The sequence below is a fragment of the Pseudovibrio ascidiaceicola genome, assembly GCF_900114245.1.
Lineage (GTDB): Bacteria > Pseudomonadota > Alphaproteobacteria > Rhizobiales > Stappiaceae > Pseudovibrio > Pseudovibrio ascidiaceicola.
Genome location: NZ_FOSK01000016.1, coordinates 64710 through 86179, shown reverse-complemented (window position 1 = coordinate 86179; position 21470 = coordinate 64710). Strand labels below are relative to the sequence as shown.

Annotated in this window: 22 protein-coding genes, 1 tRNA gene and 1 riboswitch; of the genes, 15 read left to right on the top strand and 8 right to left on the bottom strand. The window is 51.9% G+C overall.

Annotated features, from left to right (window positions below):
- The first annotated feature begins 107 nt into the window (after nt 1-107).
- A riboswitch (FMN riboswitch) is annotated at nt 108-257 on the top strand.
- Nucleotides 258-390: 133 nt separating this feature from the next.
- A complete protein-coding gene (locus BM231_RS23480; protein ID WP_063311846.1) occupies nt 391-1290 on the top strand; it encodes a DMT family transporter in 900 nt (299 codons plus the stop codon).
- A 46-nt stretch (nt 1291-1336) separates the two neighbouring features.
- Here BM231_RS23480 and BM231_RS23475 read toward each other — a convergent pair whose 3' ends face one another.
- The gene (locus tag BM231_RS23475; protein WP_093523424.1) at nt 1337-2602 is read right to left on the bottom strand and encodes a hypothetical protein; all 1266 of its coding nucleotides are present in this window, start codon (nt 2600-2602) and stop codon (nt 1337-1339) included.
- Between the two features lie 161 nt (nt 2603-2763).
- Between BM231_RS23475 and BM231_RS23470 the strand changes: the two genes are divergently transcribed.
- Nucleotides 2764-3033, top strand: a complete 270-nt coding sequence (locus BM231_RS23470) for an acylphosphatase (RefSeq protein WP_063311844.1) — start codon at nt 2764-2766, stop codon at nt 3031-3033.
- Here the strand turns inward: BM231_RS23470 and lipB are convergent, their stop codons facing one another.
- Entirely contained in the window at nt 3034-3771 is a 738-nt protein-coding gene (gene lipB / locus BM231_RS23465; protein WP_093523422.1) for a lipoyl(octanoyl) transferase LipB, read from the bottom strand.
- 143 nt (nt 3772-3914) lie between these two features.
- Here lipB and BM231_RS23460 point away from each other — a divergent pair, with 143 nt between their 5' ends.
- The 6 genes from BM231_RS23460 to BM231_RS23435 all read left to right on the top strand — a co-directional run bounded on the left by BM231_RS23460 (nt 3915) and on the right by BM231_RS23435 (nt 8182).
- Nucleotides 3915-4181: a FliM/FliN family flagellar motor switch protein gene (locus BM231_RS23460; protein ID WP_063289457.1), complete on the top strand. Its 267-nt coding sequence runs from the start codon at nt 3915-3917 to the stop codon at nt 4179-4181.
- A gap of 180 nt (nt 4182-4361) precedes the next feature.
- Nucleotides 4362-4448: transfer RNA gene (locus BM231_RS23455), tRNA-Leu, on the top strand.
- A gap of 407 nt (nt 4449-4855) precedes the next feature.
- Nucleotides 4856-6271, top strand: coding sequence for a magnesium transporter (mgtE, locus tag BM231_RS23450; RefSeq protein WP_093523420.1), 1416 nt, complete (start codon nt 4856-4858; stop codon nt 6269-6271).
- Between the two features lie 18 nt (nt 6272-6289).
- Nucleotides 6290-6715, top strand: a complete 426-nt coding sequence (locus tag BM231_RS23445; RefSeq protein ID WP_093523418.1) for a VOC family protein — start codon at nt 6290-6292, stop codon at nt 6713-6715.
- Nucleotides 6716-7051: 336 nt separating this feature from the next.
- Nucleotides 7052-7549, top strand: a complete 498-nt coding sequence (locus BM231_RS23440) for a hypothetical protein (RefSeq protein WP_208860603.1) — start codon at nt 7052-7054, stop codon at nt 7547-7549.
- A 207-nt stretch (nt 7550-7756) separates the two neighbouring features.
- Nucleotides 7757-8182 carry an ACT domain-containing protein gene (locus BM231_RS23435; protein ID WP_093523416.1) on the top strand — a complete coding sequence of 142 codons (426 nt, stop codon included), beginning with the start codon at nt 7757-7759 and terminating at the stop codon, nt 8180-8182.
- Here the strand turns inward: BM231_RS23435 and BM231_RS23430 are convergent.
- Nucleotides 8174-10255 carry a putative bifunctional diguanylate cyclase/phosphodiesterase gene (locus tag BM231_RS23430; RefSeq protein WP_208860602.1) on the bottom strand — a complete coding sequence of 694 codons (2082 nt, stop codon included), beginning with the start codon at nt 10253-10255 and terminating at the stop codon, nt 8174-8176. The genes BM231_RS23435 and BM231_RS23430 overlap by 9 nt on opposite strands.
- Nucleotides 10256-10621: 366 nt before the next feature.
- On the opposite strand from BM231_RS23430, the gene BM231_RS23425 reads away from it, so the two are divergent.
- Together BM231_RS23425 and BM231_RS23420 are read left to right on the top strand one after the other, a co-directional pair.
- The gene (locus BM231_RS23425; RefSeq protein ID WP_167550327.1) at nt 10622-11236 is read left to right on the top strand and encodes an ATP-dependent Clp protease proteolytic subunit; all 615 of its coding nucleotides are present in this window, start codon (nt 10622-10624) and stop codon (nt 11234-11236) included.
- 196 nt (nt 11237-11432) lie between these two features.
- The gene (locus tag BM231_RS23420) at nt 11433-12437 is read left to right on the top strand and encodes a hypothetical protein (RefSeq protein ID WP_093523412.1); all 1005 of its coding nucleotides are present in this window, start codon (nt 11433-11435) and stop codon (nt 12435-12437) included.
- 61 nt (nt 12438-12498) lie between these two features.
- Here BM231_RS23420 and BM231_RS23415 read toward each other — a convergent pair whose 3' ends face one another.
- Entirely contained in the window at nt 12499-13101 is a 603-nt protein-coding gene (locus BM231_RS23415) for a thiamine phosphate synthase (protein WP_093523410.1), read from the bottom strand.
- Nucleotides 13102-13417: 316 nt separating this feature from the next.
- On the opposite strand from BM231_RS23415, the gene BM231_RS23410 reads away from it, so the two are divergent.
- The gene (locus BM231_RS23410; RefSeq protein WP_093523408.1) at nt 13418-14659 is read left to right on the top strand and encodes an adenylate/guanylate cyclase domain-containing protein; all 1242 of its coding nucleotides are present in this window, start codon (nt 13418-13420) and stop codon (nt 14657-14659) included.
- On the opposite strand, the gene BM231_RS23405 is transcribed toward BM231_RS23410, so the two are convergent.
- The 3 genes from BM231_RS23405 to BM231_RS23395 form a co-directional block, all read right to left on the bottom strand.
- Nucleotides 14584-15300 carry a DUF599 domain-containing protein gene (locus tag BM231_RS23405; protein ID WP_093523406.1) on the bottom strand — a complete coding sequence of 239 codons (717 nt, stop codon included), beginning with the start codon at nt 15298-15300 and terminating at the stop codon, nt 14584-14586. The genes BM231_RS23410 and BM231_RS23405 overlap by 76 nt on opposite strands.
- Nucleotides 15301-16035: 735 nt before the next feature.
- A complete protein-coding gene (locus BM231_RS23400) occupies nt 16036-17124 on the bottom strand; it encodes an alcohol dehydrogenase family protein (RefSeq protein WP_093523500.1) in 1089 nt (362 codons plus the stop codon).
- Complete coding sequence (locus BM231_RS23395) at nt 17124-17648, bottom strand: TetR/AcrR family transcriptional regulator (RefSeq protein WP_093523404.1); 525 nt, start codon at nt 17646-17648, stop codon at nt 17124-17126. Before BM231_RS23395 ends, BM231_RS23400 begins: the two co-directional genes overlap by 1 nt.
- Before the next feature lie 146 nt (nt 17649-17794).
- Between BM231_RS23395 and BM231_RS23390 the strand changes: the two genes are divergently transcribed.
- Nucleotides 17795-18241, top strand: a complete 447-nt coding sequence (locus tag BM231_RS23390; RefSeq protein WP_057463384.1) for a DUF1489 family protein — start codon at nt 17795-17797, stop codon at nt 18239-18241.
- An 84-nt stretch (nt 18242-18325) separates the two neighbouring features.
- Nucleotides 18326-18697: a hypothetical protein gene (locus tag BM231_RS23385; protein ID WP_139226396.1), complete on the top strand. Its 372-nt coding sequence runs from the start codon at nt 18326-18328 to the stop codon at nt 18695-18697.
- Nucleotides 18698-18777: 80 nt separating this feature from the next.
- Here the strand turns inward: BM231_RS23385 and panC are convergent, their stop codons facing one another.
- A complete protein-coding gene (gene panC / locus BM231_RS23380) occupies nt 18778-19620 on the bottom strand; it encodes a pantoate--beta-alanine ligase (protein ID WP_093523498.1) in 843 nt (280 codons plus the stop codon).
- Between the two features lie 272 nt (nt 19621-19892).
- Here panC and BM231_RS23375 point away from each other — a divergent pair, with 272 nt between their 5' ends.
- Both BM231_RS23375 and BM231_RS23370 read left to right on the top strand, forming a co-directional pair.
- Nucleotides 19893-20615: a vWA domain-containing protein gene (locus BM231_RS23375; protein ID WP_093523400.1), complete on the top strand. Its 723-nt coding sequence runs from the start codon at nt 19893-19895 to the stop codon at nt 20613-20615.
- 119 nt (nt 20616-20734) lie between these two features.
- A complete protein-coding gene (locus BM231_RS23370) occupies nt 20735-21466 on the top strand; it encodes a J domain-containing protein (protein ID WP_093523398.1) in 732 nt (243 codons plus the stop codon).
- Nucleotides 21467-21470 lie beyond the last annotated feature (4 nt).

Here is a 21470-nt window from a genome sequence, read left to right as displayed (position 1 = left end):
GCTGTCTTCGGGTGACAGTCCGTTCACAGATGTGTTTTCAGTTAGACTGAAAGACAACTCGCAATTTCCTGAGAATCTGTTAGAAATCAGGTCTCCCTATGATGGGAGATAATTCTCAGGGCGGGGTGTAATTCCCTACCGGTGGTGATGGGCCTTCGAGCCATAAGTCCGCGAGCGCCTTCCATGTTCAGGAAGGGTCAGCAGATCCGGTGAGAACCCGGAACCGACGGTTATAGTCCGGATGAAAGAGAATGTAGGTGAGGGGTGCTTTGAAGAGCACTGTTGGCTTGCGCGTCCTGATTCAATGAAACGTGGCTGTTGTTGGCCCTTTGGATCAGAAAGATTTCTTATGTTTAATCCGTTTTTATCTCGTGAATTTGAGGTGCGTGCATGAGTTCAACACGCAGTTCTACTCGTGCGTCTGCAGCCGTTGTGGGCGCAAGCTGGATGGTTTTTGCCGGTGCTGCTTTTGCTATCACCAACTCAGCTATGCAGTATCTGACGATGGTGCAGGGATTGAGTTCTACCAGTGCAACCTTCTGGCAATACCTGATCTCGCTTGTTGCGATGCTGCCGGTGATCTGGCGCATTGGTGTTGACGGATTGCACACAGAACAATTAGCGCTGCATATCTTCCGCGTCTTTCTAGCAGCGCTGGGCGTTCAGTTCTGGGTCGCCGGTTTGGCGAATGGTGTGCCAATCTGGCAGGCGATTGCGCTTTTGATGACTTCCCCGTTCTTCGTGACTATTGGAGCGGCGTTGTTCTTGCGAGAGACCGCAAGCAGGCAGCGCTGGGCGGCGACAGCAGTTGGCTTTGTGGGCGGCATGATCATCTTGAGCCCATGGGATGATGCCTTTCAGTTGGTTGCTTTCCTGCCGATTATTGCCGCTCTGCTGTGGGGTTCTTCTATTCTTTGTATGAAGAAGCTGGAAGAGCGTGAGAGCCCGCAGTCTGTAACGCTATATCTTCTTCTGCTGCTGACACCAGTTAATCTTGTCCTGGCTTTTCTGGCCCCAGGTGGCCTTGCAATGCCGGTTGGCATGAACATGTGGTGGTTGATTATCCTGGCAGGGCTTTTAGGGGCGATTGCACAAGGCTCGCTGGCTATGGCCTATGAAAAGGTGGATGCAGCTTATTTGCAACCGTTTGATCATCTCAAGTTGCCGCTTAATGTGCTTTGCGGTTTCCTCATCTTTGGCTGGGTGCCACCGGGCAACTTGTGGCTTGGGGCTGCGCTGATCATTGGTGCATCGCTTTATACGGTTCATGTGGAACGCAAACAGAATTAGTTGAAAAGCCCGGCCAAGTCGCCGGGCTTTTTCTTTGTGTGAGTGGCTAGTTGAACCAGAGCGCAAATGAACCGAAGTTTCGGCCCATTGGGCGGGTGATTGTGCGCATGAAATTGCCTTCCCAAACAGGGCCTTGTTGCACATAGTCAACGGAGTTTGGTCCGGTGATGAAGAGCACAAGATCGAAGATCTTTGCGGTTTCGAAGAAGGTCTTCATATTGATCCCGCCGTCAAACACCATGGACGGAATCAAAAGCTCTCCGTTCAGTACCTGTTCGGAGGCTTTGACGGCTTCCAGCCAGCTGTCGATGGTCTCTTGGGTGACGGGGAGCGCTTGAAACGGACTGGTCTGATTGGGGTTTGGCAGCCATTCATTGTCGTCATCGGTTTCTTGCTGAATGAGATCCCATGTCTCGTAGTTCAGTTGCATTACCTTCAAGAGGTCATGGCGTGTTGCCTTGAGACGATCGGGGTTCTCTACAGTCCAGTTAATGGAATGCAGAAAGTTGATTGGGGTCGCAAAGGAACCAAAGCCGCGCCCGTTGTCTGCTTTGCCCTTCTCCTCCAGCTGCTGGCCGTAAGTGGTTGCTGATGGGCCGAAGACGCTATGAAAGGTCAGATCGTAGGTGTTCTCATAGTCAAAGGCGAGTAGGAAATTACCCATTGACATTAGTAGGTTAGAATATCCCTGTAACCACTTTGCGTCCGCCCGGTCGAAGGTAATAGGAAACGTTGTTGTATCATCCTCAAGTTGAAACGGGCTTCTTCTGGAAAGGCCTGAGAGAACTGTGGCGAGGTTTTCGTGGGGTTCCACGGTTCCGCTGTTGTCTGCATCTAGGCCGATCTTCAGCAGGTCTACTGTAAGCTTCACAGGCTGCTCGGAGATGCCACTGAGTGTTTCATTTGCCTGTTCCAACTGGGTAACGAATTTCTCCAGTGTCTCCCGTGTTTTGTCGTAGGAAACGGGTTCTGGCGTTGGATTGGGGGCAACAGGAATTCTGAAGACTGGGAGGATCGACCTTAGGCTTCTGTTTGGGGATGTGTTTCCGGCGCCGTATTTATATAGGTCCTGCTGGATGCCTTGGAGGGCATTGAGAAACTGGAGCGCGCCCAATGCGAGCTTTGCCTGGTTGTTTTCCGGGTTTTGCTCTGAGGTGCTAACAAAGGATGCGATACCAGTTTCATAATCAGCGGTTTCGATGATCTCGTTGAAATAATTGCTGAAATCGCTCTGTGCAAAGGCGTGCACTGGTAGAAATACCGTGACTGCAGATAAAGAAAGTGCTGTCAGGCGGGATTTGAGAAAATTCATAAAGTCTCTCCTAAAGGTCTGCCTATTAGATATAGGAGTTGATGTTTTTTTTATGGCTTGCAATCTAGGGCTGTGGTGAGACTGGGCAGTGTTGCCAATTTCGCCCTCTGAATCGAGAAAAGCTTTATTTGTGAAAGCTTTAAGAGCACCGGGAGATACCAATGAAAACCAAACACTTTTCCATCACGGGATTGGTGCAGGGTGTTGGATATCGTGCGTGGCTTTATAAAAAGGCCGGAATGCTCGGTGTTTCCGGTTGGTGCAAGAACAATGAAGATGGGTCGGTGGAGGCAGTTGTCACCGGTGATCCGGAGAAAGTGGATGCCCTGTTGATGGCTGTTCAGCAAGGGCCAGTCGGGGCACAAGTTGAAGCGGTGACACTGCTGGCGGATGCCCCTGACGAGAAGGGGTCTTTCCGCATCGAGTACTAGTTATTCGCTCTCTGGTTTTTGGACGAGGCCGGACGGGCCAAAGGATTCCGTTGCGCCAAAGATCTCTTCGAACTGTTCGCGCAGGATGATATCCACTTCTGGCATCGTGAGCGGAAGGCCAAGATCTACAAAGCTGGTGACGCCATGCTTTTGCACGCCGCAGGGGACAATGCCTGTGAAGTGCTCAAGGTCTGGGTCTACATTCAGTGAGATGCCGTGGAAGGTTACCCACTTGCGCAGGCGAATGCCGATGGCGGCAATCTTGTCTTCTACGTCTTTGCCTTTTTCAGGGCGCTGAACCCAGACACCAACGCGATCTTCCCGTCGTTCTCCGCGGACGTGATGCTGCCACAGGGTGTCGATGAGCCATTTTTCCAATGCTGCGACGAAGGCGCGGACGTCTTGCTGGCGGCGCTTCAAATCGAGCATAACATAAGCAACACGTTGTCCGGGACCGTGATAAGTATACTGCCCTCCGCGGCCCGTTTCATAAACGGGGAAGCGATCTTTGGCGATCAGGTCGACTGGATCGGCGCTTGTGCCTGCTGTGTAAAGGGGCGGGTGTTCCAAAAGCCAGACGCGTTCGTTCGCTTCGCCAGCTGCAATTGCGGCAACGCGCTCTTCCATTTCCTTCTGGGCAACTTCGTAAGGCACGAGATCGTCGTCGATCACCCACTCAACAGGGGGAGATCCCTCTAGGGGGAAGAAGTCTGTTTTAAGGGTTTGACGATCGGCCATGTTGTTATCCCAAAATGATCTGCGGATTTCGGTTAGTTGGTTTGCCCTAATGAGATGTAAGCGTCTACACTAAAAATAACAGGGCACCAACTCACAGAGATGAGACGGGTGCATTTTATTCCCTCAGATGGAGGCAGACAGAGATGAACAGGTTCGATGATATCTCCGTCGACATATCAGTGGTGCTGGGCAAATCTGAAATGCCAGTGCACCAGTTGTTGCGCATGGGGCGTGGTGCGGTGATTGAGCTGGACACCCATGAAGCTGATGATGTTACGATTTTGGCAAACAGTACACCTGTTGCTGAAGGGCAGGTGACTGTGGTTGGCGATAAAGTTGGCATTGTCATCACAAAGGTATTGCAGCGTGCTGTGGATATGCGGCCTGTAAACATGGAAGATCGGATCTGAAATATCTCGTGCAGTGGATAAGTGCCCGTCTAAAAGAGGTTTTTTCGATTTTTTTCCTCTGCGCTGTGAATTTTTGAAAAAGGGTACTTGCGCAGGTTCGAGGGGTTGGCTATATCACCGCTCACCAGCCGACGGGGCGAGGCCAACGAGCCAAACAAACCGGAGGCAAGCCAAGGTTTTGCGGCCGTGGCGGAATTGGTAGACGCGCAGCGTTGAGGTCGCTGTGGGGTAACACCCGTGGAAGTTCGAGTCTTCTCGGCCGCACCAAAAGCCCCGAGCTCTTTATGAGCCGGGGTTTTTTGCTATCTAAGCCTCTGTTTTTTCTCAGTATAAAAAGTACATATGCCTTTCCCTGAAAAGGCGAGTGCTGCTGTTTTGCGTTGCTTTGTGATTTTTTGCGTTGCTTTGTGATTTTTTGCGCGAATTTGCGTTTTTTACGTTTTTGATGCGTTCGTTGGTTGAGTGCGCATTCTCATTTTGAGCGGGGCTCCTCAAATAGAACGTGTTTTGATGTAAATCGTGAATTCTTCGTAAAAGGATTGCACGGTCTGCGAAGGTCGCTATAAACACAAAACTGTGCATAGGGACGATGGTACCACGTGCATTTCAATTTTCAGCAATCTCGAAGGACGATGCTCACGCCAAGCATTTGACTGAAAACGTGTGGAGGTCACATGACCCAATCGGAAAATCCCGGTGCGCTTCATGCCGCGCCCCCTCCACCACATGTTAGAGATGCAAGCGGACACCTTGATACCGACTTTGTTGCGCACGTCGAAGCAGCCCTTGATACGCGGGATGCAGCTGTTGTGCGCGAGCTGGCGGGTAATCTGCATGACGCGGATATGGGTGACCTGCTGGAAATGCTGCGCGAGGATGATCGCGTTCACCTGATTCAGCTGCTTGGTGAAGAGTTCGACTTTGCTGCCCTGACTGAGACCGAAGAGCCTGTGCGTGCGCAGGTTTTGGATGCATTGCCGGATGGGGATGTTGTTGAGGGGATCGGTGAGCTTGAATCCGATGATGCTGTTTATCTGCTTGAGGACATGGAGCAGGAAGAGCAGGACAAGATCCTTGCTCAGCTGCCCAATGTGGATCAGGTCCAGATTAAACGTGCGCTGGAGTTTCCTGAGGATTCTGCTGGACGTATTGTTCAGACCGATTTTATTGCCGTGCCGCCGTTTTGGACTGTGGGACAGGTGATTGACCATCTGCGCAGTTCCAAAGATCTGCCGGACAGCTTCTATGAGCTTTATGTGGTCGATCCGGGCTTCCGCCTTTTAGGTGCTGTTGCGCTGGACCGGCTGTTGCGCACGAAACGATCCAAAAAGATCTCCAAGATCATGGAGGAGACCCGTCATTCTGTTCTGGTCACGGATGATCAGGAAGATGTGGCGCGTTTGTTTGAGCGTTATAACCTCGTTTCTGTCGCGGTGACTGACACAGCTGAGCGGTTGGTCGGTATTGTGACCGTTGATGATATTGTTGACGTCATTCAGGAAGAAGCTGAGGAAGACATGCTGGCGATGGCTGGTGTGGGTGATGAGGAAATCTCAGACAGCGTGCTTGAGATCGCCAAGTCTCGTATTTCCTGGCTTTCTGTGAATGTGTTCACCGCCATTTTTGCTGCGTTTGTTATCTCCATTTTCTCGGCCACTATTGAACAGATGGTGGCTCTGGCTGTGTTGATGCCGATTGTGGCGTCCATGGGAGGGAACTCCGGCACGCAGACCATGGCTGTTACCGTGCGTGCGATTGCCACTCAGGAGCTGAACAGGCGTAACATCCTCAGGGTTTTACGGCGTGAGCTGTTGGTGGGCATCATCAACGGTGTGGGCCTTGGAGTACTGATTGGTGCTATTGCAGGGGGCTGGTTCCTCAACCCAGAACTTGGAGTGGTTATTGGCAGTGCAGTTCTGATTAACTCTATCTGCGCTGGTTTGTTTGGATTGCTGGTTCCAATGGGCTTAGAGAAAATTGGAGTGGATCCTGCCATTGCTTCTTCAGTTTTTGTGACCACCATAACGGACGTTGTTGGCTTCTTTACATTTTTGTTCCTGGCTGCGTGGTGGTTTGGTCTGCCATACTAGCCAATCAGGAGGTTAGGAATGGACGCCCCAGGTATTAATGGAATTGTCGAAACTGCCGTTTACGTTGATGATTTTGCCAGTGCGCATGACTTTTATGGCGAGCTTTTGGGGCTAAGGCGGGTTGTTGAAGGCGAGCGCATGCATGGCTATGACGTTGGCCCCAATCAGATGCTGCTGGTATTCAGGCGCGATGTGTGCCGCGAGGATGTTGAAAGCCCTTATGGCATGGTACCGGGACACAGCACGGATGGTCCTTCTCATTTTGCATTTGCTATCTCCAGAAGTGCGTTGATCGAGTGGCGTGAATATCTTGAAGAGAAAAAAGTTACACTCAGCAGTGAGGTGCGTTGGCCTCAAGGCGGCGTGAGTCTGTTTTTCCATGATCCATTTGGCAATGTGGTTGAACTGGCGACACCGGGACTGTGGCCTAACTATCAGGATTAGAGTGCGTCTCGCGTTTTTGCGACGTTCCCGGATGCGCTTGCTTGCGATGTAACCTCCTTTTGTGGTTCCAGTCTTAGGATTGGCAGATGACTTTTTGTCGTAAGGCGGGAGTTATGGTTCAGGAGTGCAAGATTATAATCAGCAAACCGGTCAGATCAGGCCTGTGGTTTCTACCTCTTTCAGTTGCAGCCATCCTATGTGGTGCTGGGCGATGTGCCTGCCATTGTGCAGTCCTGCTGTGTTTGCTCAGGACATGTCGCGCCTTATAGCGCTTCTGGACCTCAGCTTGAGTTCGCGTTTCGTGAACAAGTTTTGGCTTGTGCTGTGCGTGAGAAAATGGCCGATGCTGGAGGTTGCCGCTATATTTCAGCGGTGGAGCAGGATGAGGTTGATGCGTTGGAGTTCGTCTCGCAGCGCATGGTTGGGACGCAAAGTTCTGCTGACCGCGTCTCCGTTAACTGCACTCATTTAAACGCGAAGCCGCTGGGCTTGTCTCCTTCTGCCAATGCATCTGGTGTGACGCTTCGCAGTTTCAGGATAACGATCCCATCTGTTTCTGATGAAGGTTTGCTTGGCATTTGCTGCGGGAATGCCATTCAACATTCAGATGGGCGTGTGGTGCTTTCCAGCTTTGTGCGGCCTGTTGCTGGAACTCAGATTGATTGTGCGCCGCTGTTTGCTTTTTGGCTGAGTATCGGATCCTACGATGAGGGTGAGGTTGTGCCTTACAATCTCGCTGGTTCCGCACCAGTGCTGATTGAGTTTGCTATTGATGGGCCGCAAATCGTTGTTGTTGACTACAATGCTGATGGCACGTTCTCTCCAGGAGAGTAGGGCGCTATTGTCCGGGAATACGCTTTCTTGTTCCCCTGATTGTTCATTGGGATATGCTAAAGCAGTCCGCATTTATGTTGAAACACATGAACTGCTTTAGCCTTTGTTTTGCGTATCTTTATCCGAAAACCGGTTGCCACTTTTCGGAGATACGCTGTAGGACTTACTACGAGATGTTTTGAGTGCTGAGAGAGGGAGCCATTGGGTATGACAACGCGCGGCGGACTGGATTTACAAGAACTTCTCGCTTCCATGGAAGCCTCTCTTTCTGAGGAGAGCTTTGTGTTTTGCTGCTTTCCCAATGGCAGTGTTGAAGCCTTGGCCGAGTATTCACCGCTCGGGTTGTTCTGGGAAAATGAAGGCCTGACGGTCATTCTTTCCATTGCGAATGCCGGTAAGGCTGGCGTTGAAACGGAGCCGTGCTTCCGGCGTATTTCGCTTGCTGTTCACAGTTCGCTGGAGGCTGTGGGGCTGACAGCAGCGCTTTCCAAGGCACTGGCAGATGTGGGGATCTCTGCCAATGTTGTGGCTGCGTATTATCACGACCACATCTTTGTGCCGGAAGAAAGGGCCGAGGATGCGTTGTCTGCTCTGGAAGAACTGAGCCGCTCCGCGAAAGCTGGGTTAAGCTAAGGCACCGACCGTGGGGGGAGACGTGACGGTTTGCTGCCCTTTGAGCAGGCACTCGAAGGTGTGCGGGGAGACGGCAGGGGAATACAAGTATCCCTGATACTCATGGCACTGCAGTTTTTGGATCTGGCGGAGCTGCTCTCGTGTCTCGATGCCTTCTGCCACCAGTGTCAGGTTCAGCAGGCGACCCATCTGCACAATCATTTGTACGATTGGCCAGCGTTTGGTATCGGCGATGAAGGATCGGTCGATCTTGAGGGCTGTCACCGGATAACGCTGGAGATAGCCCAGGTTTGAGTATCCGGTTCCAAAATCATCAATTTCCAGCGTAAAGCCCAAGTCGCGGAGGGCGGTGAGTTCTTTCAGTGTTTCATTGGCATCACTGAGAAGAGCGCTTTCGGTGATCTCAAGGCGGATTGATCTGGCAGAGGCGCCGGTCTCAATCAGTATGCGGTGGAGGCGCTGGGATATGCGTCCGCGCCGGAACTGTGCCGGAGACAGATTGATTGAGATTGCGATGTCGTGGCCAGATAATGCCCACTGCTTTTGCTGGAGCATGGCTTCGCGCGCCACCCAGTCTCCGATTTCATCAATCATGCCCGCTTCTTCAGCGATCTCGATGAAGCTGGCGGCTGATACAAGGCCTCGCGTTGGATGGTGCCAGCGCAGCAGGCCTTCTGCTCCCACAATGCGATTGGTTGTGAGACACACACGCGGCTGATAGTGGACGGCCAGCTCCTGATTGCGCAGAGCCTGACGCAGTGCTGTTTCCAGACTGACACGCTCTTCAGCTTCGCGTGACATGGACACATCAAAGAAGCAGATGCGGTCGCGGCCCAGATCCTTTGCCTTATACATGGCAAGATCGGCTTTACGCATGAGCGTGTCCAGATCAATGCCGTGTTCGGGATAGGTGCACACGCCAATGGATGGTGTCACCTGCAGCATATGTCCGCGCACTTTGCAGGGTTTGGACAGGGCGGTTCTGATTTCGCGGCTGATGTCGTCAAGCAGGTCGTAATCTGCGAAGTTGGCAATGAGCACAACGAACTCATCCCCACCGAGGCGCGCCACAAAGCCTATCCCTTCGACAACCTCTTTGAGGCGCTTGGCGATGACGACGAGCAGGTCGTCGCCGACCAGATGGCCGAGGGTGTCGTTGATTGTTTTAAAGCGGTCGAGATCAATGAAGATAAGTGCGCCGGGATTTCCGGTAATACGCGTTTCATCCAGATAGCGTTCGGCTTCAATCTCAAGAAATGTTCTGTTGGCAAGGCCTGTCAGGGTGTCATGGTGGGCCAGATAGCGGACTTCGTGCTCTGCTTTCAGGCGTTTGGTGACATCTGTGGCGCTGAGCAGAATGGCCCGGGAGCCGGAAAATGGATCGTACCCACTGCGGGCGTTGAGGTCGAACCAGCGTTCTCCCTGTGAGGAATGCATGAGTGCGACGAGATTCGCTCTGCCTGTTTTGCGCAGTTCATCCAGCAGGGCGTCGAAATCTCTGCGGTTGCACATGCGGTTGATCAGGTCTTCGCAACCATCTGGCCGGTTGAGGCGGCTTGCCGGGTTTTCAAAGATGAGTTTGCCGTTCTCATCGAACATGCTGATCATGGACGTGGTGTAGAGCAACACCTGCGCGCTGCGTACTTGTTCAGGCTCGTTGCCAACTTCCGAAATCACCTGCACCAATAGCGCGGGGTTTCCGGTGGTCAATGGCTGTGGGGAGATGGAGCAATACACAGAGACCGGCTGGGAGTTTGGGATAACGGTGATGCACTCTGTAATGCGGCCTTCTTCGGTGACCCGGCTCAGATAAGAATGAAGCTGGCGCTGATAGGAGAGGTCATCGAATGGCGCTGGCAGGTCCATTCTGAAAGTTCCGGAGGCGTCGATGCATTCGCGCAGGCTCAGGCCCAGGAAGGAAAGACCTGCGGAATTTGCCCAGACGAGCTTGGTCTGGCTGACGTCAACAATGTACATTGGAACGTCCACGCGCGCAAAAGCCCGCTGGTCTTCCGCCGGGACAGGCGAATGATATTGGACGTTGGCATCCAGCGCTTCAGTAAAACCAGTCAAACCCGAAAATCCCTTTGTGCCGTGTCCAAGGACTAGACACCGTCCCCTGCATGTCTATATCAGCTATAGGTAGATCGTTATTTTTACCGATTATGTGAGTTGCAAGGTTATTAAAACGTTATTCCTTTGCCTTTAAGTTGGAACAAAGGAACTGAAAATGTGCAAATTGCATTGATTAGAAGTGGAGAAACGGCGGTTTTCCGAAAGGCCTATCAAAAGTGAGGGGAGAACACCCTCTTTTTCCTAGGGAATTTCTGTTAGGCTATGACTTTGCGTGTTTGCGGTCTGCCGCAGTATCTTTTAGTTATGTTTGATCACAGTCTGCCGCGTGGGGCGGTAGCTAATATAAGGGAGCATGTCATTCGCATGACGGACATTTGTGCTTCGACGTCAGTTCGCCTCGAAGGTGATGAAGACGCGCCAAAGAATCCTGACAAGTCCATCCCGGTGGACAAGCATCTTTTTGATGCGCGTACAGTGCTGATTACAGGACCTGTGACTCAAGAGATGGCTCAGGAAGTCTGTTCCCGTCTGCTTGCGCTTTCCCAGGTTAGCAGCGACCCGATTACCGTTATTGTTTCTTCTCCGGGTGGACACGTTGAGTCCGGTGACATGATCCATGACATGATCAAGTTCATTCAGCCGGAAGTTCGCATTCTCGGTATGGGCTGGGTCGCAAGTGCGGGCGCTCTGATTTATGTGTCCGTGCCTAAAGAGCGTCGTTTCTGCACCAAGAACACACGCTTCCTGCTTCACCAACCATCTGGTGGTGCTGGCGGTATGGCAACTGATATTGAAATTCAGGCCAAAGAAATTTTGAAGATGCGTGATCGTTTGAACCAGATCTTTGCAGATGCAACTGGTCAGCCGATTGAGCGCATTGAAAAAGACACCGACCGTGATTACTGGATGAGCCCGGAAGAGGGCATCGAGTACGGTCTTGTTGGTAAAGTCATCAGCAACGTCTCCGAGCTTGGCTAAGCAAGCTCACTATACTGATTGAAGAAGGCGCTCTTTGGGGGCGCCTTTTTTATGGGCTGGAGGTGCCGTTTGCGTCACTGTTTCTTAAATGACGCAGAGAGAATACATATTATGTAAATAGCCGTATTCTTTTTGTATTCGAGTGTTCCCCTAGGTAATACGATGTTATCGATAAAGCCAAAAGGGGCGGCTAAAAATGAATAAGAAACTCTGTGGCCTGATGCTGCTTTCATCACTTATGGTTTGTTCAGCAAGAGCTTCTCTCGCAGAGGATGCGCGTGTGCAGGTGGATCTGGAAGGCCTGTTCCTTTCCAGTGCGGGAACTGGCAAAGGTGCGCTTGTTGTCAATTACAGCACAGAGGAAGTGTTCCACGCTGATATTTTGGATCGTTTTCGGTTGGCGCCGGGTGGACGGTTGAGTGTTGTAGTGCCGGGGCAGGGCGAATGGGCAGACTACAGCCTGCAATTCTCGGGTCTGTATTCTGGACGAATTAAAGCTGAGCGCGACGTTATCAACGCAGGAGAAAACCTCTCAGCTGCTTATGATAGTGATTATGACCACGTGTCAGGTCCAAGTAATCCAGATTTTCGCAACTCCGATGCTGCCTATGCCTCTTCTTTTGACTACCAACGTGAGCTGTGGGGTGGTGAAGTTAATGTACAGCGGCAAACGAACTTCTATGGCCTGACTGTTCTTGGGGGGCTTCGCTACATTGGGCAGCGTAACAAACTCAATGCTGCGACCTTTGATGAGATTGAAGAGTATCAGGGAACAGATGATCAAACTGATCGTGTCAAACTGGCAACGAATAATCATATCTTTGGTGCGCAGTTCGGTGTTGAAGGCAGGTATGAGCTTTTTGAGAAGGTTTATTTGGGTGGTCGGGCAACCGTAGGCGTTGGGGTAAACCGGATTGATTTCAGCAGCCGTCTGACGAGTGACAGCGATAGCTCTGTTGATATTCGCAAGAAAGAAAGCCTGAATCACTTTGCTGCTTATGCGGAGATTGCGCCGAAGCTGACCTATCAGTACTCAGAGCGGCTTGCCTTTAACCTAGGCGGTTATGCGATGTTGTTGAATGGTGTTTCTGATGGAACAGAAGAGTATCATCGTGTCGGCTTGCCTGACTATGATGTGCTGGAGGGGGATGACACCTTGCTGTTTTATGGATTTAGCGCAGGTGCATCGATCCGCTTTTAAGACATATGCCTGAAATGAGAAAGCCGCCGCGCAAGGACTGCTGAGGCGGCTTTTTTTGTTTTTACCGCTGCCAGTCTTTGGAGGCTTTGAGCCATTGGGTGGTGCGGTGTTCTGGGTTGGGGGCGCTGGTAACGTCGGAGATGGTGGCGATGGAATCGGCGCCGCTTTCGAATACTTCGGCGGCGCGGTCCAGGCTGATGCCGCCGATAGCGACCAGATGTTTACTTGTGCGGGCGCGCCATCTTTTTAGTGTTTCGAGACCTTGTGGCTGCCAGCGCATTTCTTTTGTTGCGCTATTGTAAATTGGACCAAGGGCCACATATTCAGGATCTAGCGCCAGAGCTGTGTCCAGCTCGGCTTCATCATGGGTGGAAACACCGTAGTAGATTCCTGCGGAACGGAGTGCGCGGAAATCGGCGGTTTTCAGATCTTCCTGTCCTAAATGCACATAGCCCACGTTTGCGTCGTAGGCAGCTTGCCAGTGATCGTTGACGATAAGCACTGTGCCGGCTTTGTCGCAAAGCTGTTTTGCTTCCCGGACCTGAGATCGGATTTCATCCTCTGACTTGTCTTTGATGCGGAGTTGGAGACATTTGACGCCAAGAGGAAGGATACGTGGCAGCCATTGGGTGCCATCGATAATCAGATAAAAGCGATCTAACATTGCAGGGTTTCTCGGTTAAAAGCGCAGTGATTGGATGGACAATCACCAGATGCGTGCTGTGTTCATATTTTTGAGCGAAAATAGGAGTTGTGCAGGTTGTTGGCTACAAATTTTTAAAATTTGAAGCATTTACACGTTGCGCGTGTGTTGAATTGTGGAGAAAGTCTAGCAAAAAAGGCGAGAGTTTCTTGATGGGATTCCTGTAAATGTCTGAGTTGAAAAGTAAATGATAAGAAATATTGAAATTTTCGCCGTGTTTGCTTGCGAGTGTGGTGATTTTACGTGGTCTTCTTTTCCGCTCGTCTCTGGGGTGTAAATGTCTAATAGTGAGTCTTTTTCCCTTTGCGATTTAATGGAATGGCTGTCCAAGGACGCAAAAATGTTGGGGCGTCCCTGTCGTATCTTTGCGGCATTGGGCGAGCATTTGCAGGACCTTGGCGTTGTTGTGGACCGGATCTCGACCGGTATTTCTATTCTGGATCCGAACTATCATGGTGAGGGGCTTATCTGGGAGCGGGGCGTTGGGCCGCGTGTGCGATATTTCCAGCACACACCTGAGATGAGTGAGTCCTACAATCAAAGCTTATGGAAGCGGTCTATTGAAGCCGGGCATATGATCCGGCACAAGTTTGGCCATCATGATGAGTATGACCGGCTCAAAGTCATTCAGGAACTTAAAGAGCAAGGGTATACGGATTATGTGGCCCTCCCTATGTTCTTCTCGGATGGCGAGGTGCATGGGCTGGCCTTTGCTTCGCGCGCTGTTGAGGGCTTCAAGGATGAAGACATCAGCTTGTTTGAGCAGATCTGCGCTCCTCTTTCGTTGATTTGTGAGCTGTTTAACTCCCGGCAGGCCTCCGAGAACATTCTCAATACCTATCTTGGAACACGTGCCGGGCGGCGGGTGATGAATGGTGAGATCCGGCGGGGAGATGGAGAGCATATCAACGCGATTGTAGCGTTTTGTGACATCCGCAACTTCACTGGCTTTTCTAATTACCTGCCAGATACAGCCCTGTTGCAACTGCTTAATGAGTATTTTGGCATCGTTACGTCGCGGGTTGAACAGCACGGCGGCGAGATCCTGAAGTTTATCGGCGACGAAGTTCTGGCGGTGTTTCCCTATACCGATGAGCAAAGCGCCAGAATAGCGGCGTTTGAAGCCATGTCGGCACTGCGAGAAAGCATGGCGGATCTGGCGATTGCGAATGCGCGCGGATTTCCTGATCTGCCTGCCATCCATGTTGGTATGGGTGTGCATTCAGGGCGGGTGTTCTTTGGCAATGTTGGCGGGCAGCGGCGACTGGACTTTACGGTTGTTGGACCAGTGGTGAATGAGGCTGCACGGATTGCCGATCTTTCAAAGCGCCTCAACCAGGAAATGTTGATTTCGCAGTCAGTCGCGGAAGTTCTCAGCTGTTGTGAGGATACCTATGTGGGGACATACCCGCTCAAGGGCTTCCCCACACCGGTGAAGGTTTATCAGGCGCCGGAATTAACGCGATCTTGTGTATTTGGACCCGGCAACACAGCTTTTCTTGCTTTTGAGAAAAACTGACGGCGCAACAGCACCAATGTCACCATAAGGGTCGTTCCGATGAACACGAACGGCCCTGCATACCACCCTAAATAACCTACTGCGAAGAAGAGCGCTTGCTGGCCGCTGCTGAAGTGGCGACCTGCAAGGGTTGCCAGCCGTGCTGCGCGTAGGGAGGCGTCAACCGCTTCTGCATTGTCTTCATGACAGTCGTCAGGAATCGAGCCCATGACGATGGTGGTGTAATTGAATAAGCGATAAGCCCAGCCGAATTTAAAGAACGCGTAGGCCAGAATGATCATCAAACCGAAGGTCTTGGCTTCGTTCTGAATTGGATCATCCAAAAATGGCAGATCGAGCGTGCGGGCAAGGGCTGTGACCTCATCCATTGCGCTGAGCAGAGTGACCGTGCCACCGATGGCCAGAAGAGAGGCCGAGGCGAAGAATGCGGTGCCTTGCTGCAGGCCGGAAGCGATATTGGTGTCAGCGATGCGCACCTCTCGTTTGAGCATGGCATTCATCCAGCGATAGCGATGCGCGTCCATGGCATGAGAGAGCGTGTTTTTGGACCAGGGACTTCGATAGGCCAGCCAGCTGTACAAGCCCCATGAGGAGACGAAGATGAGGATGGCAATGAAGTTGGAAAACTGGATCTGAAGCATTGGTCTTTCTGTTTTTAGCCTGAGTCCGAACATCTGCCCGTTTAGATTGAAAGGGGCAGTCTTATGTTTGGCATGATTTACGGAGAGGGGCTAGAGGGCGCGGATGATATGCGGCTGTGTGAGCCCGGCTAAATTGCGTGAAAACAGACTCGGAATGATCAAAAAATGGAGTTTGAGTTGTCCTATAGGGTACTCAGTTCTCAATAAAGTCGAGTTTTGAACGAATTTTTGCATAAATATTTTGAGTGAATTTTTTTATGGTTATCGATAATTTTATCAATTCTAAAGAGCCCTAACTCTTTGGAGCTATGAGTTTTTATGGGGTAGGTATATCTGACTGATGAATGAGTAGTGATTTGTACGTAGTGAGGTGCGGCGGTCTAGCAAGCCAAATTTTGCCGTTTTGCTGTTGCGCTTTGATCACGGAAGGGATATTCCGTGCGCCCTGTGCTGACGGGGTTTCCTCGGCGCACGTGTATCAACCATTAAACGGTGTTTTATGGATCACGAAATTCAGAAGTCCTGCTGGGGGTTCACTGTGTGGACTGTCGCAACCCTCGGCGGCGTTATGGCGCTGCTTTACGTATTTGCAGGTGCCGGCAGTTAATCCCAAGATAACTGCTTGAACGCGGATTTTGCTAGGGATGCAGATGTGACGTCTGCATCCCTTTTTCTTTGAGCTGGTTCTAGCGTAACTTCAAAATCGATAATGTGCTTTTTGTCACGCAATGGACGCTAGGGCAGTTTGCGAGCGGTTTTCTCGCCAGAGCAATTGCCTGCGACTGCCAGTACAATCTTTCCCAAATGGTTCTTTTGCTCAAAAACCTCTTGTGCCTCGCCAATTTTCGAGAGCGGGAAGGTTTGTGCGACCAGTGGTTTTATGTTGCCTGATTCAATGTGGGTTACAAGGTTGCCGAAAACTTCGGGTTCCAGCACGGTGCAGCCGAAGAAGCTCAGGTCTTTCAGATAGAGTGTGCGGACATCCAGTTCTACGATGGGGCCAGCCATCGCCCCGGCGACTGCATAGCGCCCCTTGGGCTTGAGAATGGCAAGAAGGGCTGGCCATTGCGGACCGGCGACCAGATCAACCACCACATCAATACTGTTTGGGCCGAGGCATTCTAACAGGTCATCACTGCGATCCAGAACGCGGCTTGCGCCCAGCTCCTCAAGCATCTGTGCTTTGGATGCGGAAGAGATGGCGATGACATGTGCGCCGCGTGCACGTGCCAGCTGGAGGGCGGCTGAGCCAACACCTCCTGAGGCTCCCGTCACCAGAACCGTTTCTCCGGCTTTCAGGTTGGCGCGTGTCAGCATGTTCTCAGCGGTTGAATACGAGCAGGGGAAGGATGCCAGCTCCAGATCGTTCAACTGGCTTTGGATTGGGTAGACGTGACGGTGGTCGATTGAAACAAATTCAGCAAAGCCGCCATCACACTCTGATCCCATGAACCATGGAGACTCTAGCTTTTTGCCATTGGCATATTGCAGGCAAGGTTCTACCAGTACGCGCTTGCCTAGAAGCGTCTGATCGACCTTCGTGCCTGTCGCGACGACCCGTCCGCACACGTCTATGCCCTGAATGCGGGGGAACTGGAGTGGCTGGCCGGACCATGTGGCATCTTCTGCCTGATTGTCGTAGCGGGAGTACCATGCTTTTCGTGTGTTGATGTCGGTGTTGTTGACGCCTGCTGCCAGAACCTCGATCAGCACATCCTCAGAGCCGATGGCAGGCAAGGGCAGGTCTGTACGCAGCTCCAACATGTCCGGTCCGCCGTGCCCAGTGAGCGTTACTGCAGTCATTGTGGTGGGGAGGGTGCTCATCATGTTGCTTTCTGAGTGAGTGATTGAATTGCTGATTTAGCCCAGGTGAAGACAGTGGATCCGTGAAGGGGGTAGGTTGAGACGATGCCTTCATGGATCATGAAGAGCTCTCCAGCATTGGTCTCAAGGCCGAGAAGAGCTGCCAGCTGGTCTTTGGTTTGCTGCTTGTGGCGTGTGACGCATTCTCTGACGAGTGCGCTGTCTGGATAGGCAGCAAGGGCCGCCTGATCCATGCAGCCGTGTGGTGCGTTGTTTGCCATCCAATGTTCGATGGTGCGGAGAATGCCTTCCAGTGGATCATCAGGGGACTGTGTTGCTGCCTCACTCAGGAAGGACAAGTAGCGCTGATTACGGACTTCCAGTGCGCCGATGATCATATGCTCTTTGGAGGGGAAGTATTTGTAGAGTGTGCGCAGGCTCACATTAGAGCCGCGCTTGAGCTCTGCCACGCCGGGGGCGGTGAAGCCGCGTGCTGCGAAGACACCTTCCAGGCCAGTGCAGATGGAATGTTCAAGATCAGTCATGATTAATTGGTAGAGCGATCATTCTACCGAGTCAAATTAGAAAATGGAGAGCGTGGCTGCGCGATCACCGATATGTTTGTGCAATGCGTTAGCTATGGGGGCTGCTATGACTGGAAAAAGCCAGAGCTTCCTGCTATTTGAGCGCTATGACGTTACATCTGGTAAAACTCTGTGTTGGCGTGGAAAGCGTTGACCAGCTGCGGAATTACATTGAACAGCGACAGATTCTGGCGCTGTCACACGGCTTGAGTGATGAGCAGATCCATACGACTCGTATGGTGCCGACTCGCATTGACGAGCTGCTGGATGGTGGTTCGCTGTACTGGGTGATCAAGGGTAATGTTCAGGTTCGCCAGAAACTGATTGATATCCGCGTGCACAAGGATGATTCTGGCAAGAAGCGCTGTGACCTTGTGATGGAGCCTTTCCTCCACCAGACACAGCTGCAGCCGCGCCGTGCCTTTCAGGGCTGGCGGTACCTGAAAGTGTCAGATGCACCGCCGGATGTAAGTGGTCCAATGCTGGATGGTGATCAACTTGCCGAAATGCCAGAGGGCATGCGCCGCGAGTTGCAGGAGCTCTGCCTGATCTAAGAGATCCCTTTTTTGCGGATTGCATCTGTATAAGCTGGATGAGATAAACGCGGCATGTGGCTGTCTGTTCGGGAGATCCATGCTGTGACTGAGCTTATTGCGTCGATTGCCGGGCCATATCTTTTCGTGACAGGTCTTGGTTTCTTTATTTCCAGCAATTTTTACCAGCGGATGATTGCTGCCCAATCAGATGCAGACCCAATCCTGCTCAATCTGTCTGGTGCTGTGCATTTTGTGGTTGGTATGGTTGTGCTTGCCAACCATTTCAAAGTGTCCAGCATGGCGGGCGCTCTCGTAACACTGGTTGGGGCAGCTGCTGTGTTGAAGGGGGCAAGCCTTATTGTCATTCCAGATTACATGACAAAATCACAGCAAATGGGGAAGAGGGGCGTTCTCGCCACAGGCATCGCTTTTATCGCAGTTGGGACTTATCTGAGCTATGTCGGATATTTTTAGGGGGCATGTGCTGAGCTGTGTGAGATCCTGAGGCGCAGCAGGGTTCCGGGCAAATGCATTCATTCGCCCGGAGGGTCGTTTTATACTTCGATATTGTCGATCAAACGGGTTTCGCCGACTTTGGCGGCGACCAGAATGCGGGCGCCTTTGGCGTCGATGGGGGTGCCCAAGTGTTTGCCGTGGCGCAGCTCGAAGTAGTCTGTCGCAAATCCTGAGAGTTTCAGGACAGCAAGCGCTTTTTTGCGGACTTCCATCCAGTTTTCACCGTTATGGAGTGCGTTGCGTGCTGTCTGCAGCGTTTCAGAAATTGTTCTGGCTGTCGTGCGTTCCTTTTCATCCAGATACTCATTGCGAGAAGACATGGCGAGGCCATCCTCTTCGCGCACTGTTGGAGCGCCGATGACTTTGGTTGGCAAGTGCAGGTCTCTGGCCAGTTGCTTGATCACGCGCAGCTGCTGATAATCTTTTTCACCAAACACTGCGAGATCTGGCAGAACAGCCAGCAACAGTTTTGCCACCACTGTGGCGACGCCGTTGAAGAAGTGTGGTCTGTGATCTGTTTCCAGGCCAAGGGCCGGGCCTTCGATCTGAATCGATGTGGCAAAGCCGTTCGGGTACATTTCCCGTGCATTTGGAGCAAAGACGCCAAACACGTCGTAGTCTGCCAGCTTTTGCAGGTCAGACTCTTCCGTTCTTGGGTAGCTCTCGAAATCTTCGCCCGGCGCGAATTGTTTTGGATTCACAAAGATTGAAACAATCACGATGTCCGCTTGTTCCCGGGCCTTTTCGACCAGAGACAGGTGGCCTGCGTGCAGTGCCCCCATGGTTGGAACCAGAGCGATTGTTTTGCCTTCTCGTCTCAGAGGTAATAGTGCAGCCCGCAGGTCGTCTACACCACGGTATACGTCTGGGAGATTTCTCATAGGCGTCTCCATGTGGGACCTCATCCCTTAATTTCTTGGCTTTGCAGCTGTTCTTATCTGTTGTTGGTAATGGGTTTGCCCAGAAACTGTTGAACCCAATTGCAAGCAGAAACTGATATAACTGATTTTAGCAGATTTTGTGATTATTCTCATTGCACCAATAGTGGGTATTGGTTTTTAGCGAGCGAATTAAACGATCTGTCCCAAGAATTGTTAAGTTGTTGGAATAAAATGCCTTCATAACCTTATGTGAAGCAAACACAGGTGTGCCCATGTCAGACAAGCTCTCCAAAAGAACTGGATTTTTGAACAATCCTGCAGAAAGCAAGAGCGATCTTTCCAATTTTCTGGAGGCTGCCAAAGGTGCGGTTGCTGCGCCTGCCGGGGATGAGCGAGGCCGTTTGATCTTTGCGCTGGATGCCACAATGAGTCGGCAACCCACGTGGGATCAGGCCTGTCACCTACAGGAAGAGATGTTCATCGAAGCGGGCCGGGTCGGGTCGCTTGATGTGCAGTTGGTGTTCTTTCGCGGGTATGGTGAGTGTAAATCTTCGCGCTGGGTCAGCAATTCCAAAGAGCTGGGTGGGATGATGCGTAAGATTCGCGTGCAGGCCGGGCGCACACAGATTCGTAAGGTGCTGGATCACGCCCTGGCTGAGACGCGGAAGAAGCGGGTGCAGGCAGTTGTCTATATTGGCGATTGCATGGAGGAGAACCCTGATCTGGTCTGCGATAAGGCAGGTGAGCTCGGATTGTTGGGCGTGCCGGTTTTTGTGTTTCAGGAAGGCAAGGACATCTTGGCGGAGCGGGCGTATCGCGAGATTGCTCGTTTGAGCAACGGGGTCTATCTGAACTTTGATGACGGATCTGCTGCGAGCTTGCGTGGATTGCTGGCTGCGATTGCAACATTTTCCGCCGGGGGCAGACAGGCCCTTGAGCGCCTTGAGCAATCGGGGCATAAAGGTGCTCAATTCTTGATAGAACACCTTAGCTAGAGCACGCCGCGTTTATTTACATTCTCGCATCACGCTCGAGCTCTCTAATTTTGTGCGTATTCTGATCCGGAAACCGGAACCACTTTTTGGGAATGCGCCTAATACATGTCAGGTACTAAATGGGCTATTTGGTCATGGGAGGGTTGGTGCTTGCCATCCTCTATTTCTTCGCAAAGTGGCTGACGCAGTCAAATCCGGCAAAACTTAAAGAAGTTTTGAAAATGCTGATTGGCGGACTGCTGCTGGCCTTCTGCGCTTTTCTTGCCGTCACTGGCAGATACGTTATCGCGCTGCCACTTGCGGCCTTTGCGCTGTCCCTTTTGGGTTGGGGCTCTGCGCAGAGTTTCAAGTTTCCCGGTGGATTTCCCTTTGGAGGGCTGGGTGGTGCCTCCAAGAGTGCCGGTCAGACTTCTAACATCTCCTCCAGATTTCTCCATATGGAGCTGGATCATGATAGCAAGAAGCTGGAGGGTAAAGTGCTTGCCGGTTCCTTTGCTGGTCGCGCGTTGAGTTCTTTACAAGTTGCAGAGCTCAAACAGCTTTGGCGCGACGTGCAGCCGGACGGCGACAGCGTTGCCCTACTCGAAGCTTACCTCGATAGCAGGCTCTCCAACTGGCGTGTAGACTTCCACGCGGATTCCACAGCGGGGCAGAGAGACACGTCGAGCTCGAGCGCTCTGACTGAGAAGGAGGCCTACGAGGTTCTTGGACTTGCGCCGGGAGCCTCCGTGGACGACATCCGTGCTGCTCACCGCAGACTGATTAAACGATTGCACCCCGATAGTGGGGGTTCTGCTTTCCTGGCTTCCAAACTCAACGAGGCGAAGGATCGGCTTCTCAACAGACATTAGACTC

Coding starts and splice junctions, on each gene's coding strand:
- BM231_RS23480 (WP_063311846.1), top strand. CDS start 391: ATGAGTTCAACACGCAGTTCTACTCGTGCGTCTGCAGCCGTTGTGGGC.
- BM231_RS23475 (WP_093523424.1), bottom strand. CDS start 2,602: ATGAATTTTCTCAAATCCCGCCTGACAGCACTTTCTTTATCTGCAGTC.
- BM231_RS23470 (WP_063311844.1), top strand. CDS start 2,764: ATGAAAACCAAACACTTTTCCATCACGGGATTGGTGCAGGGTGTTGGA.
- lipB (WP_093523422.1), bottom strand. CDS start 3,771: ATGGCCGATCGTCAAACCCTTAAAACAGACTTCTTCCCCCTAGAGGGA.
- BM231_RS23460 (WP_063289457.1), top strand. CDS start 3,915: ATGAACAGGTTCGATGATATCTCCGTCGACATATCAGTGGTGCTGGGC.
- mgtE (WP_093523420.1), top strand. CDS start 4,856: ATGACCCAATCGGAAAATCCCGGTGCGCTTCATGCCGCGCCCCCTCCA.
- BM231_RS23445 (WP_093523418.1), top strand. CDS start 6,290: ATGGACGCCCCAGGTATTAATGGAATTGTCGAAACTGCCGTTTACGTT.
- BM231_RS23440 (WP_208860603.1), top strand. CDS start 7,052: ATGGCCGATGCTGGAGGTTGCCGCTATATTTCAGCGGTGGAGCAGGAT.
- BM231_RS23435 (WP_093523416.1), top strand. CDS start 7,757: ATGACAACGCGCGGCGGACTGGATTTACAAGAACTTCTCGCTTCCATG.
- BM231_RS23425 (WP_167550327.1), top strand. CDS start 10,622: ATGACGGACATTTGTGCTTCGACGTCAGTTCGCCTCGAAGGTGATGAA.
- BM231_RS23420 (WP_093523412.1), top strand. CDS start 11,433: ATGAATAAGAAACTCTGTGGCCTGATGCTGCTTTCATCACTTATGGTT.
- BM231_RS23415 (WP_093523410.1), bottom strand. CDS start 13,101: ATGTTAGATCGCTTTTATCTGATTATCGATGGCACCCAATGGCTGCCA.
- BM231_RS23410 (WP_093523408.1), top strand. CDS start 13,418: ATGTCTAATAGTGAGTCTTTTTCCCTTTGCGATTTAATGGAATGGCTG.
- BM231_RS23405 (WP_093523406.1), bottom strand. CDS start 15,300: ATGCTTCAGATCCAGTTTTCCAACTTCATTGCCATCCTCATCTTCGTC.
- BM231_RS23400 (WP_093523500.1), bottom strand. CDS start 17,124: ATGAGCACCCTCCCCACCACAATGACTGCAGTAACGCTCACTGGGCAC.
- BM231_RS23395 (WP_093523404.1), bottom strand. CDS start 17,648: ATGACTGATCTTGAACATTCCATCTGCACTGGCCTGGAAGGTGTCTTC.
- BM231_RS23390 (WP_057463384.1), top strand. CDS start 17,795: ATGACGTTACATCTGGTAAAACTCTGTGTTGGCGTGGAAAGCGTTGAC.
- panC (WP_093523498.1), bottom strand. CDS start 19,620: ATGAGAAATCTCCCAGACGTATACCGTGGTGTAGACGACCTGCGGGCT.
- BM231_RS23375 (WP_093523400.1), top strand. CDS start 19,893: ATGTCAGACAAGCTCTCCAAAAGAACTGGATTTTTGAACAATCCTGCA.
- BM231_RS23370 (WP_093523398.1), top strand. CDS start 20,735: ATGGGCTATTTGGTCATGGGAGGGTTGGTGCTTGCCATCCTCTATTTC.